We start from the raw sequence: 15081 nt of genomic DNA on the forward strand, positions 1-15081 counted from the left end.
TACCCACTGTGGACTTTTGTTTCAAGGAACTGATGCAGAACCCCAAAGTCAGGAAGGGCTTCATTTCAGCATTGCTGAACCTGTCGCCGGATGAAGTCGAGGATACGGTCCTTCTGCCCACGCTGCTTCCGAGAGACTCGGCTGATGATAAGCTGGGAATCATGGATGTGCGGGTACTGCTTAAGGACGGGACGCAGATGAACATGGAAATGCAGGTCAAATACTTTGAATACTGGGATGAACGCGCCTTGTTCTACTTAAGTAAGATGTTTGACAGCCAGATCCGTAAAGGTGAGTCCTATGAAAAGCTGCAGAAGTGTATCCATGTAAGTATTTTAGACTTCATCCATTTTCCGAATGACAACAAGTGTTACCGCAGGATTCATTTCCGGGATGATCAGACATCACAACTGTATTCCGATAAAATGGAACTTCAGATACTGGAGCTGAAAAAACTGCCTCCTGAGGTTAAGACCGGAGAAGATGTTCTTGCATGGATGAGGTTCTTCAGCAGCAAAAGCAAGGAGGAATTTCAGAATATGGCTAAAACAAACGAATATCTCGATGAAGCATACAATACATTGCTCAATCTGAGTGCTGACGAGAAGAAACGGCTGGAATATGAAGCAAGGGAAAAGGCATTGAAGGATTATAATACCCAGATCAGCAGTGCTGAAAAAAGAGGACTGAAAGCTGGGCAAGAAGCCGGAATACGTATGGGGGTTCAGGAGGCCCGTCAGGTTTTCAAACTATACATGCAGGGCAAATCTCCGGAAGAAATTGCTGACATCTGTAACATGAGTATAGATAAAGTGAATCAAATATTAGAATAACCTTGTATCATTCCGAATGCAGACATATAGAAAAACCACCCTAAAAAAACTTTAACCAGTATCAGGGTGGTTTTTCTACTTTTTCCACTGGTCAAGCCACTTGTGGGTGGTTTTTCCATCTATTTTTAGCTCATAACAGTCTCCAAAAATCTATTCAATATTTGGGCTTCTACTTAAAGAGCCTGTCCTTTGCCTTTGGCCGTTTTTTTCCTTCAGGTTTGTCAGGCATTGGTTCATATTTTTTGCCGCTTTTTAAAAAGGGCATTCTTTTATGGTTCTTTCTGCAGTATAGCAGCATAGCCCCTGTTACGACTACGATGGTACCGGCGAGAAGCTGTGATACCGGGAAGCCAAGTCCGGGGATCAGGAGCTGGTCCGTTCTCAGGCCTTCTATCCAGACTCTGCCGAGACCATATCCGAACAGGTAAATGAGAAACAGCTCACCCTCGTATTTTTTGTGTTTTCTATAGGCAAACAGAATGATCAGTATGGCGCAGCACCAGAGAGACTCGTAGAGAAATGTCGGGTGCACCTGAATGTAGCTGATGCCGTCAATTACCTGTATATGGCTGCGCATCGTTTCTGTCACATCCCCGCTTCTGACCGCATCCAGCGGCAGCTGCATGGCAAAGAGGTTGTCCGTGTATTCTCCGAAGGCTTCTCTGTTAAAGAAGTTTCCCCAGCGGCCAAGCATCTGGCCATTGACCAGAGCCATTGCTACTGTATCGAATATCTGGGGGGCACTCAGCCGTTTTATACGGGCATACACAAACACAGTGATGACTGCCGCTATAACTCCTCCATAAATTGCCAGACCGCCATGCCGGGTGTTGAAGATTTCAAGAAGATCGTCTTTGTACATATCCCAGGAAAATATGACAAAAAAGAGTCTGGCACCAACGATACCGCAGATCACGCCGATGATTCCCATATCCAGATAATTTTCCGGATTCTGTCTCGTTCTCTTAGCCTCCTGTGTGGCGATCAGGAAACCGATCAGAATCGCCGTGCCTATGATAATCCCGTAATACGCGATCTCGAAACCGAATACGGTGATGGATTTTCCGACATGGTCCAGATGGATTCCCAGATGTGGAAAATTAATGTTATAGTGCATATTTCATGCTCCCTTTCTATGCTGCTTGGAACTACAATTTTATTTTTTATACATTGAAGCGGAATAAGATGATATCCCCGTCCTGTACTACATAGTCTTTTCCTTCCAGTCTGACAAGACCTTTTTCCTTCGCTGCCGCATGTGTGCCGCATGCCATCAGGTCATCGTAGCTGACTACCTCGGCGCGGATGAATCCGCGTTCGAAGTCTGTATGGATCTTTCCGGCTGCCTGCGGTGCCTTGGTCCCCCTTGTGATCGTCCACGCGCGGACTTCCGGTTCGCCTGCTGTCAGATAACTGATCAGGCCCAGAAGATGATAACTTGCCTTTATCAGTTTTTCCAGTCCTGACTCTTCTAAACCTAAATCTTCCAAAAACATTTTCTTCTCTTCATCATCAAGTTCGGCAATCTCCTGCTCAATCTGTGCACATACGACGAATACCTCACAGTCCTCCTGTGCCGCATACTCGCGGACAGCCTGAACCCCTGCATTGGACGCACCGTCATCTGCCAGATCGTCTTCTGTCACGTTAGCTGCAAAGATAACCGGTTTTGCTGTCAGAAGATTATAACTGCCCAGCCATTCCTGCTCATCCTCATCATCTGTCGTAAAACTCTTTGCCATTTTATTATCTTCCAAATGTGCCTTGATACGCTCCAGAAGCTCAAGCTCTTTTGCTGCCGCCTTATCGTTTCTTGCAACCTTTGTCGTTTTTGCGATTCTTCTCTCCAGAATTTCCAGATCAGAAAAGATCAGCTCCAGATTAATCGTCTCAATATCACGTAAAGGATCGATATTCCCGTCCACGTGAACGATATTACTGTCTTCAAAGCATCTTACAACATGTACAATTGCATCTACCTCACGGATATTGGCCAGAAACTGGTTTCCCAGTCCTTCCCCTTTGGAAGCACCTTTTACGAGGCCCGCAATATCAACAAATTCAATGGCCGCCGGAACGATTTTCTTCGTATGATACATCTCTCCCAGAACATCCAGACGCTTATCCGGTACTGTAACCACCCCCACATTTGGGTCGATTGTGCAGAACGGGTAGTTCGCAGATTCTGCGCCTGCCTTCGTCAGTGAGTTAAACAGCGTGCTCTTTCCTACATTGGGTAAACCAACAATTCCTAATTTCATAATTCTTTGTACTCCTTATATTTATAGTGCATTATTTGATTAGATTTAATTTCAGTCCCGCGTCTCCATGAGCACGACCACCCCGAACGGGAATGTAATCTCTACCTCGTCCCCCGCGATCTCGTTACTCACGCAGAGGCTGTCAAACGGCGTCAGTGCGTGGTGGTTAAGAGGGTATTTGGCGCCCTTCAGGCAGAAGTTCTCTACCGTGCCGTCCAGTGGGAAAACTGAAAAATATGGTCCGAACGCCTCTTCTTTTTTCAGTACAAAATCTCTGTCCAGAAGCCGGATCTGATTATGCCTGTCCACGATTCTGGCGTCTGCCCCCGCATCCAGGGCAATCTTCAGTGTCTGGACATTCGCCCACGCATGGTCAAGCCTTGTGCCTGTCCCGCCGAGGATTAATATATTCTGCCGGCGCAGGTCAAGGCAGAGCCTGAGTGCAATCTCTGTATCAGAGGCATCTTTGATAGGGTTAAACTCCCGGACCGGAACTTTTGTCTCTTCTTTGTAGTACGTGATGATCTCTTCCGGTGCACTGTCAAAATCCCCGACAATATAGTCCGGCAGTATTCCATGTTCATACAGGAAGCTAAGACCGCTGTCCACGCCAATTATAAATTCTGTTTCTTCGTCTTTTAAGATATCAACTACAAAATCCTCTTCCAGAAGACCGCCGCTGACAATCACTGTTCGTTTACTCATTTTCTTTGAATATCTCCATAAATCCTTTTACATTTTCACCGATGTTCCCTTTGAATACCGCGGAGCCTGCCACGATCACATTGGCACCCGCATCCAGAACCTCCCTCACATTCGTCAGATAGATGCCGCCGTCTACCTCGATATCCGTATCCAGCCCCTTCTCATTCAGGAGTGCACGTAAAGCACGGATCTTATCCAGTGATTCCGGAATAAAAGCCTGTCCCCCGAATCCCGGCTCTACACTCATGATCAGGAACATTTCCGCCTGGTCAAGAATCGGCAGAAGCGCATCCACCGGAGTAGCCGGCTTCACAGACACACCTGCTTTCATACCGCATGCATGGATTTTATCAAGCACAGCCTGAATATCCTCACACGCCTCCAGATGCACGGTTAAGATTTCCGCCCCTGCCTCTTTGAAGGCTTCTACATAGCGGATCGGGTCGGTCACCATCAGATGGACATCCATCACCTGACTGCTCACCCCCTGAATGGATTGCAGAACCGGCATGCCGAAAGAAATGCTTGGCACAAACATGCCGTCCATGACATCAAAATGCAGATACTCTGCCCCGTTGTCCGAAGTCGTGCGTATCTGATCCCCCAGTACCTTAAAATCTGCTGACAATATGGATGGTGCTAATATCTTCTTCATACTAATACCTCTTCTTTTCCTGTAATTCCCGGTACATCTCCAGGTAATCCTCATAGCGGACAGGATGGATCTTCCCTTCATCCAATGCTTCCTTTACCGCACATCCCGGTTCATGGACATGGTCACATCCACTGAACCTGCATTTTCCCTCATAGGGTGCGAATTCCCTGAAGTAGTACTTCAGTTCGCTTTTATCAAAATCATTGACATACAGGGAACTGAAACCCGGTGTGTCCATGATATATGAATTTTCATCTATTGTAATCAGCTCGGAATGTCTGGTCGTATGCTTCCCTCTGGCTATTTTCCTGCTGATGCTGCCCGTCTCCATCTGCACCCCGCTCTGCAGCAGATTGATCAGAGAAGACTTCCCGACCCCGGACGGACCGGCGATAACTGTCGTCTTACCGGAAAGCAGTTTCCCGACTTCCTCTATGTTTTCCTGATTCAGTGCACTCGTAAAGACTACCTGGTATCCGCAGGCGCGGTAGATTTCCTGAAGGGAGGCAAGCTCCGGCTTGCTTGCAATGTCCTTTTTGTTAAAACACAGGACAACCGGAATCTCTTTGCATTCCATCATAACCAGAAACCTGTCAAGAAGATTGAAATGCGGTTCCGGTTCAGTAACGGCAAATACAACCAGTGCCTGATCAATGTTCGCCACTGCAGGCCGGACCAGTTCATTCTTCCTTGGCAGGACCTCTGTGATATTCCCTGTTTTTTCTGACTCGTCGAGCACTTCAATCTCAACATTATCTCCTACGAGCGGTTTTATTTTCTCCTTGCGGAATACACCTTTTGCTTTACACTCATAAACACCGGATTCTACTACGTGAACGTAGTAGAATCCGGCAATTCCCTTTATTATCTTTCCCTGCATATATTACTGACCTTCTGTATAATCTGAATTACCGCCGTCTCCATTTCCGTTATCCGGATTTTCAGGAACTTCCGACGGTTTTGGCCCCAGGCTTATTACAAAATTAACTGTTGAGCCCTTTTCCAGCATAGTACCCTCCGGTGCTGACTGTGACACCACATATCCGACAGTCACATTGCTGTATTCCTCTGTTCCATTCCCGACAAGGCCCCGGTCAGATAATGCCTGCATAGCCATATCATAGGTCATATTCCCCAGACCCGGTACAGATACCTTCTCTACCTTTGGTCCTTTGCTTACCACATAATCCACCGTTGTCCCTTTGTTTACCTTCTTATTCTCTTTTGTCTTCTGGGACATTACAATTCCGGCCTCATACTGGTCACTGTAATCCTCTGTCACACTTCCGGTAACCAGCCCTGCCGCCGCCAGTGCAGCGTCTGCGTCTTCCTGGCTCAGTCCCACGAGTGTCGGAACGGTGGCCTTCTCTGCCCCCTGGCTCACAATCATCGTCACGGTTGTTCCTTCTTTTACTTCCGTGCCTGCCGCAGGGTCTGTAGAAATAACCTTTCCTTCATCCACACTGTCGTTATACTCTGATTTGAATTCAACAACCAGATTCTTTGCCTCAAGAGCTTTCTGTGCACTATTTTCATCTTTACCGGATACATCAGGTACCTGAACCGTCTTGATTTCTTTTCCGGTGCTGACAACAACCCTGACTTCCGTATTCTTATCTACTTTTGAATCACCCTCCGGGTCCTGCCTGATAATCGTACCCTTTTCATAGGTGTCCGACGCTTCCTGCTTCGCAATCTTAATACCAAGTTTCTTCTTGCTCAAAGTCGTCGTTGCTTCATCCACTGTCATTCCGCGTACATCAGGCACCTTCACTTTGGTCGTAGTTTCTGTCTGGGTCGTACCTGTTCCGTTTTTAAACATACCGGCAGCCTTGCCAACTGCAAAAATTATAATAAACGCAATAATGACTGCTGCGACAATCATCAGAATCTTCATGATTTTTTTTGTATTCGGGTCTACATCGCTCTTTTTCTTTCTGTCAGCTTCGTAGTCCCCGCCGCCCTCGTAGTCTTCATCATCGTCGTCATAGTCATAGTCGTAATCATCATCATAATCATCGCTGTCGTAATCATCGTCGTAATCATCATCATAATCGTCGTCATATTCATCATCATCATTATATCCGCGTCCCTGGATGCGTTCCAGTTCTTCCGGCGTCATCATGACGGTCTCCGTGGTATCATTCGAATAAAGAGACATATTTACAAATTCACCATCCGGGCTGACGAGGGAACGTTTTAAGTCCAGAATCAGAGCCTGGCAGTTCGGATATCTGCGTTCCGGATTCTTCTGGGTACACTTCATGATAATACATTCCAGACTGTACGGGATATCCGGTACTTCCTCCGCCGGGGAGACAATCTCCTCCTGCAGATGCTTAATCGCAACAGCTACTGTGGAGTCACCGTCAAAAGGCACATGGCCTGTCACCATTTCATACATGGTAATACCTGCGGAATAGATATCGCTCTTCTCATCCACAATGCCGCCCCTCGCCTGTTCCGGTGACGTATAGTGGACGGAACCCATGACACTCGAACTAATGGTCTTGGTGGACGTCGTTGCCCGCGCAATCCCAAAATCGGTTACTTTTACTTTTCCTTCCTTGGAAATGATGATGTTCTGAGGTTTGATATCACGGTGAATGATATGCTGATTATGGGCAGCCTGAATACCAGTCACCATCTGAATAGAAATGCTGATTGTTTCTTTAGCGGTGAGTCTTCCCTTTTTCTCAATATATTCCTTTAAAGTGATTCCCTCAACCAGTTCCATGACCATATAATACAGTCCACGGTCCTGGCCCACATCGTAGACATTGACCACATTCGGGTGCATCAGGCCTGCCGCAGCCTGTGCCTCGCTTAAAAACTTCTGGATAAATACCTCGTCTGTGCGGTAATCACTTTTCAATACCTTAATTGCAACGTAGCGGTTCAGTTTATGGTCTTTGCCCTTGTAGACATCCGCCATACCGCCTGAACCGACACGCCCTAATATTTCATAACGTTTCCCTAAAAATACTCCTTCTTTTAACATATACTCACCTCATCCGCAAACGGCTCTACAAGGATAATCCCTATATTATCCGTACCGCCGTTTTCTTTTGCTGTTTCTACCAGAGACTCTGCGGCTTCCACAATGTCCCTGCCCCCCTGTACAATATGGAAGAGTTCTTCATCCTCCACCATATTACTGAGTCCGTCTGTACACATCAGTATGATGTCTCCCTTTTTCAGACGGTGCTCATAAAAATCTACTTCAACGCTGTCCTTTGCACCGATTGCCCTTGTGATAATGTTCTTGTCAGGATGGTGCTTTGCCTCCTCCGGCTTGATACCGCCGAGACGCACCATCTCCTCCACAAGAGAATGGTCTTTTGTCAGCTGGGTTATTCCCTGATTGATCAGATAAAGCCTGCTGTCCCCTACATTAGCAAAATACATCATCTGATTCACGATTGTAGCCGCTACGACAGTTGTTCCCATTCCTTTGAGGTGGGAATCCTGAGACGCTTTTTTAATAATCTCCCTGTTAGCCGTCTTGATCGCCGCAACCAGAGCCTTTTCCACGTCTTCCTCATCGCTTTGTTTTAATTCTCTCTGCAGAACTTCTACTGTATATTTTGAAGCATAATCGCCGGCCTGATGCCCGCCCATCCCGTCAGCCACCACAAACAGGTTTGGGAGAGGTCCAAGAGCGTTATCTGTCGTATAGACATAATCTTGATTCACTTGTCTTACCATTCCTACATCGGTAATGGAAAATGTCTTCATAGCATATCTCCTTTATTCGTTGTTTGTCTGCACATAACGTCGTCTGAGCTGTCCACAGGCCCCATCGATATCTGCGCCCATTTCCCTTCTTATAGTAACATTTATTCCGCTTTTTTCAAGTTTATTTTTAAAATTAAGAGCATTTTTCCTGCTCGGCTGTTCAAAAGTGCGTTCTTTGATCGGATTCACAGGGATCAGATTCAAGTGGCAGTTCCTTTGTTTCAGTATGGCTGTCAGCTCTTTTGCATCTTCATCCCGGTCATTCACACCGTGTACGAGACTGTATTCAAACGTGATACGCCGTCCTGTTTCTTCAAAATACGCATCGCACGCATCCAGCACTTCATCCAGGCTGTATTTATTTGCCACAGGCATCAGCTCTTTCCGCTTCTCCTGAGTCGCCCCGTGGAGGGAAAGTGCCAGTGTGATCTGTAGTTTTTCTTTTGCCAGCTCCAGCATCTTCGGCACGATTCCGCATGTAGAAACTGTCACATTTCTCTGGCTGATATTTAGTCCGTGTTCGTCTGTCAGAAGCCTGATAAAACGGAGAAAATTTTCAAAATTATCCAGAGGCTCTCCGGTCCCCATGATGACAACATTAGAAATCCGCTCTCCGATGATCCGCTGAATCTGGTAGATCTGGCCGAGCATCTCCGACGGGGAAAGATTTCTGACAAGGCCGCCTATGGTGGATGCACAGAAACGGCATCCCATCCGGCACCCTACCTGTGAGGAAATACACACGGAATTACCGTGCTTATAGCGCATCAGAACACTTTCCACCACATTCCCGTCATACAGCCGGAATAAGAACTTATTGGTGCCGTCCAGAGCCGATTCCTGCCTTTCCAGCATTTTCACCGGCAGTATCGTATATTCTTTTTCCAGCTTTTCACGTAAACTTTTTGAAAGATTTGTCATCTCTTCAAAATCTTCCGCCAGTTTTACATGGAGCCATTCGTAAATCTGCTTTGCGCGGAACTTCTTTTCCCCCAGGGATGCCATTTCTTCCTGTAGTTGTTCATATGTATATGCGCGAATATCTTTTTTCATAATACTCCGTGCCTTCCTTAATTACTCTAAACTTCTGCGAAATCTTGCAATAAAGAACCCGTCACTCTCATGTACGCCCGGCAGGAGCCTTAAACACCCCTGTTCTGTCACACTGTCCTTTAATTCACTGCACACCTTATCTTCTATGTTATCCAGTGTAAACTCCGGGTATTTCTCTAAAAACCAGTGTACATTATCCATATTCTCGGCCCGGCTGATCGTACAGGTGCTGTAGATCAGGACACCGCCCGGCTTCACATACCGGCGGACAACATCCAGTATCTTCTTCTGAAGCCCTGAGAGTTCCTGTATCTGTTCTTTCATCGTCTTATACTTCAGGTCTGTCTTTCTGCCCAGCACACCCAGACCTGAGCACGGCAGGTCAGCTATCACAATATCCGCACTGTCAAACGCGGCCTCATCCGGAACTGTCGCGTCCCACTGTACCACGGATATATTGCCAAACTGCATCCGGCCTACATTTTCCTGAATCAGCCCTGTCTTATATGTTGTCAGGTCCCGTGCCTCCACATGCCCTGTCCCGTTTAATTTATCCGCAAGGTGGATGGACTTCCCGCCGGGAGCCGCACACACATCAAGAATATTGTCGCCTTCCTTCGGGGATACAATTTCCCCTACCAACATGGAACTTATGTCCTGAACCGCAAAAAGTCCCTGCCGGAAGCTCTCCATCTCCCCCAGATAATCATATCCGGTGATACTGTACGCATAAGGCAGGTACTTATGTTTCACAGCCGTAACACCTTCTGCTTTCAGCCTCTCTTCCAGTTCTTCCGGACTGATACGGCTTGTATTACAGCGGATTGTCACTGGCTTCTCCTTCTGGAAATCGGCAAGGATCTTCTCCACGGTATCGATGCTGTATTCTTCCAGCCACAAATCAAGTATCCAGCCCGGCATGGAGTACTTCACAGAAAGGGCCTCCACCGGCTCTTTGGGATAACTGACCTCATCCATTTTCCGTGCCACATTCCGAAGCACACCGTTCACAAATCCTTTCAGTGTGCCGAATCCTTTTTTCACAGCCAGTTTTACTGCCTCATTACAGACGGCGGAATCTGGCACACTGTCCATGTATTTTAACTGGTATACCGCACTGCGCAGAATATTGCGGATGACCGGCTTCATCTTTTGTACTTTTACTTTTGAAAACTGATTGAGGATATAATCAATCTCTATCATATGCTCGAGCGTCCCCTCTGTCACCCTTGTGATAAACGAGCGCTCCTTCTTATCCAGATACTGATATTTACTGAGCACATTTCCCAGTGCAATATGGCTGTAAACATCATGTTCCGTCACATCCATTAAAATTCCGAGCACAATCTCCCGCTCGCTTAACGGTTTTGTCATACTATATCCTCCAATTTCATTTATTCTCAATCGCCGCGTCTGCGTCCGCTGATCAATAGTAATCTTAACAGCTGCAGAATCATTGATGCCGCACTCGCCACGTAAGTCAGCGCAGCGGCCCCGAGTACCTTCTTTGTTGCATCTACTTCCTCCGGGTAAAGCATTCCGGTATTTTCGAGAACCTTAACGGCTCTTCTGGATGCGTTAAACTCCACCGGCAGTGTCACAAGCTGGAACAGGACTGCTGCTGAAAACAGCAAGATTCCCAGATTGATCAGCATCAGGGACATGTTGCCGTTTATAAACAGCCCGATGATAATCAGCGGCCATGCCGCCATAGAACCAAAGTTCGCAACGGGTACAAGTGCACCCCTGATCTTCAGCGGTGCATAACCGACATGGTGCTGCACCGCATGGCCGCACTCATGTGCCGCAACCCCGATCGCCGCCACCGATGCAGACTGGTATGTGGCGTCGGACAGACTCAATGTCTTGTTTCTTGGATCATAGTGGTCTGTCAGATTCCCTGATATATGCTGGACGGTCACATCATGGATTCCGTTTGCCCTCAGAATCTTCTCCGCCGCCTCGCGCCCCGTCATGCCGGAATGGCTGCGCACCTGAGAGTAACGGTTAAACACGCTGTTGACCCTGCCTGAAGCTATGATACAGATCAGCGCCCCTATTAATACAAGTATATACGTAGGATCATAATAAAAAAACATATGACTTCCTCCTGTCTAGTTAAGATACACGGCATGAAAGCCCCTTACAGGGAAACTAAGCCGTGAATATGGTACCGGGTTCCAGTGTATATCCCCTCAGAAATGCACTCGTCTCCATTCTCTTTTTCCCGGGAAGCTGGAGTTCGCTGATCTTCAGTACCCCGTTTCCGGTCTGCACCGTGAAGCAGTCTTTCTCTACCGTAAGTACCGTTCCCGGCTCTTTAGTGGAAAACGCCTCACCTGACACTGCCTTTGCCTTCCAGATCTTTACCACCTTATCCCCCCAGTGGGTATAGGCACTCGGCCAGGAGTTCAGTCCCCTCACCAGAAGTTCAATCTCCCGGGCGGACTGTGTCCAGTCGATATTTCCCATCTGCTTGTTCAGCATCTTCGCATACGGGGTCGGCGTTTCCTGCTGGTGCTCGAATACAGCCGTCCCGTCCTCCAGTGCCGCAAGTGTCTCTACACATAAGTCTGCACCAGCCCTTGCCAGCTTGTCATGCAGGCTCTCTCCTGTTTCTTCTTCAGTAATCGAAATCTCTGTCCTTAAAATCATATCACCTGTGTCCAGACCTTCATCCATCTGCATCGTTGTAACACCGGTCACTTCTTCCCCTCTGATGATCGCCCACTGGATCGGGGCCGCGCCTCTGTATTTCGGAAGCAGGGACGCATGGACATTGATGCAGCCATAAGGAGTCAGATCCAGAATGTCTTTCGGCAGGATCTGTCCGAACGCTACAACGACGATCACATCAGCCTGATAGCTGCGAAGCTTCGCCACGCATTCCGGCTGTCTTACTTTGACCGGCTGGTATACAGGGATTCCATGCTTCACTGCGGCCTCCTTGACCGGGGTGAACTGCATCTCCTTACCTCTGCCTTTCGGCTTATCCGGCTGTGTCACGGCCAGACATACGTCATGTCCCGCCGCAATCAATGCCTCCAGTGTTCCGACTGAAAAATCAGGGGTTCCCATAAATATGATTCTCATTTTATTCTTCTTCCTCCTCAGTCTGTACATCATGAAGCCCGTCTTCCACTTTGTTCACATACAGATCACCTGAAAGATGGTCGATCTCATGGCAGAATGCCCTTGCCAGCAGCCCTTCGCCTTCTATCTCGAATTCCTCCATCTCCTCATTGAGGGCACGGACTTTCACATGGTCCGGCCTGGTTACAATCCCCCATTTTCCCGGCACGCTTAAGCACCCTTCCTCTCCGGTCTGCTCGCCATCCGCCTCAATGATTTCGGGATTGATCAGGACGATCGGCCCCTCTCCCACATCAATCACGACGATGTTCTTCAGCACTCCGACCTGCGGGGCCGCAAGCCCTACACCAAACTTCTCATACATCGTATCCAGCATGTCTTCGATAAGTACTCTTGTCCGAAGAGTCATCTTTGTCACTTCTTTACATTTTTTCGTTAAGATCTCGTCTCCAATTTCTCTGACCTCTCTGATTGCCATAACTTCCTCCACATTACTATTCTGCTATTTTTACTAAAAAACATTCATCGGGTTAAAATCAAACTGGATTCTCATCTTCTGAAATCCCGGATTCACCTCGATGTACTGCTCCATATAATTTTTCATCCTTATCAGTGTATCATATCTTTCCGCTTTCAGGTAGAGTACTTTCCGATATACATCGTTGATCTTCCCGATCCCCGGGCTGGCTGGCCCGATGATATCCATCTGTGCATCTTTCCTGAAACGCAGTGCATACTCTTTCAGATACCTGCACCCCTTTTCAAGGAGCGGCTCATCCTCACAGCTCACAAGCACTGCAAGCAGATTCTCGGCGGGCGGGTAACCCATCAGTTCCCGGTACCGGATCTCTTCTTCATAAAATGCCTCGTAATCCTGCTCCGCAGCAGTCACAATCCCGTAATGCTCCGGACTGTATGTCTGAATGACCGCTTCCCCCTTCTTTGTACCGCGCCCCGCACGGCCAACCGCCTGTGTCAGCAGCTGGAATGTCCGCTCTCCCGCCCGGTAATCATCGGAATACAGTGACATATCCGCGGCAAGGACGCCGACCAGTGTCACATTCGGGAAATCATGTCCCTTAACAATCATCTGCGTGCCGACCAGAATGTCAGCCTCCTCATTGGCAAATGCCGACAGGATCTTCTCATGGCCGTCTTTCTGCCGGGTCGTATCCATATCCATACGCAGCACCCGGGCCTGTGGGAACAACGTTTTTACGATCTCCTCGATCTGCTGGGTCCCGGCCCTGAACTCTCCGATATGCCGGGAACCACATTCCGGGCAGACAGATGGCTTCGGCTCTTCAAACCCACAGTAATGGCATACCATCTTCCCGTTCCTGTGGGAAGACAGGGACACGTCACAGTGCGGGCACTTGATGACATGTCCGCACTCCCGGCAGGATATGAATCCCGCATATCCGCGCCGGTTCAGGAAAAGCATGATCTGCTCTTTCTTTTCGAGCCTGTCGGCCATCAGTTCCTGTAGTTTTATGCTCAGGATGGAACGATTCCCGTTTTTTAGTTCTTCGCGCAGGTCCACTGTATATACTTCCGCCATATCCTGCATTCCGGAGCGGTTACGCATCTCCAGGAGATGGTACTCGCCCTTTTTCGCACGATACATGGCCTCAAGAGACGGGGTCGCAGAACCGAGTATCACACTCGCATGTTCCATTTCCGCCCTCGCAATGGCCGTTTCCCTCGCATGGTAACGGGGCACCTGCTCACTTTTATAAGTCGTCTCATGTTCCTCATCCATCACAATCAGCCCAAGATTCGGAAACGGGGTAAATAAAGCAGAACGGGGACCGATCATGACATCGATCTTCCCCTCCTTTGCCCGCATCATCTGGTCATAACGCTCTCCTGCAGAGAGCCTGGAATTCATAATGGACACCCTGTCCCCGAAGTTCCTGTAGAACCGCATAACAGTCTGATATGTGAGGGCAATTTCGGGGATCAGTACGATTGCCTGCTTTCCCTGTGCCGCAACCCGGCGTATCATCTCGATGTAAACCTCCGTCTTGCCGCTCCCGGTCACTCCGTAGATCAGATAAGTGCCGCGTTTTCCCTGTTCATAGTCTTCCCAGAATCTCTGGATGGCATGCCTCTGTTCCTCTGTAAACGTAATACCGTTCTCAATCCGTTCCCCTTTCACAGGATTCCGGTAAACCTGCTCAGATTCCAGAGCCACGATCCCCTGTTCTTCCATTGCCCGGATGACGGTAAGCGTTATGTTCAGCTTGCGCGATACCAGTTCATAGTCAAGAATTGGCTCATCCAGAAGCGCCGCCAGAAGTCTTGCCCTGGCCTTCTGGTTCTTCTCCAGATAAAAGTCCAGCTTTTTCTTTCCCTCTTCCTCGTCCAGAAGAAGCCGTACCCGTTTCTTCACCTTCGCATTCTCTTTCTGCTTGATCGGGAGGACCGTCTTCAGTGACTGTATCATCGTCCCACCGTACTGTTCCTTCATCCACGCGGCGAGTGCGACCAGTTTTCCTTCGATCGCCATGCCGCTTCTGGAAATGTCCAGCAGTTCTTTTACTTTTGTTTCATCATAATTACATTTATCCGACAGGCCGGTTACATAACCTTTTGTCTCACGGTTGCCCCTGCCAAAAGGAACGATCACTTCCATCCCGACAGAAAGTTCCCCTTCCAGACGGGAGGGGATCCTGTATTGAAAGACTCTGTCCAGTTTTTCATGTGTAATATCTACAATGATATCCGCATACATGTAAAT

At 48.1% G+C, this 15081-nt stretch carries 14 protein-coding genes; 1 reads left to right on the forward strand and 13 read right to left on the reverse strand.

Annotated features, from left to right (window positions below):
- Positions 1 to 833, forward strand: an 833-nt coding sequence (locus ABIN22_RS13335; RefSeq protein WP_346909252.1) for an Rpn family recombination-promoting nuclease/putative transposase, incomplete at its 5' end; no start/stop codon positions are given.
- 169 nt (positions 834 to 1002) lie between these two features.
- Here the strand turns inward: ABIN22_RS13335 and lgt are convergent.
- From lgt to priA, 13 genes are read right to left on the reverse strand one after another with little or no spacing between them, the layout of a single operon-like run.
- Positions 1003 to 1950: a prolipoprotein diacylglyceryl transferase gene (gene lgt, locus ABIN22_RS13340; RefSeq protein ID WP_109731065.1), complete on the reverse strand. Its 948-nt coding sequence runs from the start codon at positions 1948 to 1950 to the stop codon at positions 1003 to 1005.
- Positions 1951 to 1996: 46 nt separating this feature from the next.
- Entirely contained in the window at positions 1997 to 3094 is a 1098-nt protein-coding gene (gene ychF / locus ABIN22_RS13345; protein WP_118620130.1) for a redox-regulated ATPase YchF, read from the reverse strand.
- 51 nt (positions 3095 to 3145) lie between these two features.
- Positions 3146 to 3799 carry a thiamine diphosphokinase gene (locus ABIN22_RS13350; RefSeq protein ID WP_109731063.1) on the reverse strand — a complete coding sequence of 218 codons (654 nt, stop codon included), beginning with the start codon at positions 3797 to 3799 and terminating at the stop codon, positions 3146 to 3148.
- A complete protein-coding gene (gene rpe, locus ABIN22_RS13355; protein ID WP_109731062.1) occupies positions 3792 to 4454 on the reverse strand; it encodes a ribulose-phosphate 3-epimerase in 663 nt (220 codons plus the stop codon). Before rpe ends, ABIN22_RS13350 begins: the two co-directional genes overlap by 8 nt.
- Position 4455: 1 nt before the next feature.
- Positions 4456 to 5334 (reverse strand): ribosome small subunit-dependent GTPase A, encoded by an 879-nt coding sequence (gene rsgA / locus ABIN22_RS13360; protein WP_118620128.1) that lies wholly within the window; start codon positions 5332 to 5334, stop codon positions 4456 to 4458.
- Positions 5335 to 5337: 3 nt separating this feature from the next.
- Entirely contained in the window at positions 5338 to 7455 is a 2118-nt protein-coding gene (pknB, locus tag ABIN22_RS13365; protein WP_109731060.1) for a Stk1 family PASTA domain-containing Ser/Thr kinase, read from the reverse strand.
- Positions 7449 to 8192: a Stp1/IreP family PP2C-type Ser/Thr phosphatase gene (locus ABIN22_RS13370; protein ID WP_109731059.1), complete on the reverse strand. Its 744-nt coding sequence runs from the start codon at positions 8190 to 8192 to the stop codon at positions 7449 to 7451. The genes pknB and ABIN22_RS13370 overlap by 7 nt, the downstream gene beginning before the upstream one ends.
- Before the next feature lie 12 nt (positions 8193 to 8204).
- Positions 8205 to 9245, reverse strand: coding sequence for a dual-specificity RNA methyltransferase RlmN (gene rlmN / locus ABIN22_RS13375; protein WP_109731058.1), 1041 nt, complete (start codon positions 9243 to 9245; stop codon positions 8205 to 8207).
- Between the two features lie 21 nt (positions 9246 to 9266).
- Entirely contained in the window at positions 9267 to 10619 is a 1353-nt protein-coding gene (gene rsmB, locus ABIN22_RS13380) for a 16S rRNA (cytosine(967)-C(5))-methyltransferase RsmB (RefSeq protein ID WP_346909258.1), read from the reverse strand.
- A gap of 26 nt (positions 10620 to 10645) precedes the next feature.
- Positions 10646 to 11344, reverse strand: coding sequence for a zinc metallopeptidase (locus ABIN22_RS13385; protein WP_109731056.1), 699 nt, complete (start codon positions 11342 to 11344; stop codon positions 10646 to 10648).
- Positions 11345 to 11399: 55 nt separating this feature from the next.
- On the reverse strand, positions 11400 to 12338 hold the full coding sequence (gene fmt, locus ABIN22_RS13390; RefSeq protein ID WP_346909260.1) for a methionyl-tRNA formyltransferase: 939 nt from the start codon (positions 12336 to 12338) through the stop codon (positions 11400 to 11402).
- Position 12339: 1 nt separating this feature from the next.
- The gene (gene def, locus ABIN22_RS13395; protein WP_109731054.1) at positions 12340 to 12816 is read right to left on the reverse strand and encodes a peptide deformylase; all 477 of its coding nucleotides are present in this window, start codon (positions 12814 to 12816) and stop codon (positions 12340 to 12342) included.
- Between the two features lie 33 nt (positions 12817 to 12849).
- Positions 12850 to 15075, reverse strand: coding sequence for a replication restart helicase PriA (gene priA, locus ABIN22_RS13400; RefSeq protein ID WP_346909645.1), 2226 nt, complete (start codon positions 15073 to 15075; stop codon positions 12850 to 12852).
- Positions 15076 to 15081 lie beyond the last annotated feature (6 nt).

The organism is Faecalicatena orotica (assembly GCF_905197545.1).
Taxonomy (GTDB): domain Bacteria; phylum Bacillota; class Clostridia; order Lachnospirales; family Lachnospiraceae; genus Faecalicatena_A; species Faecalicatena_A orotica.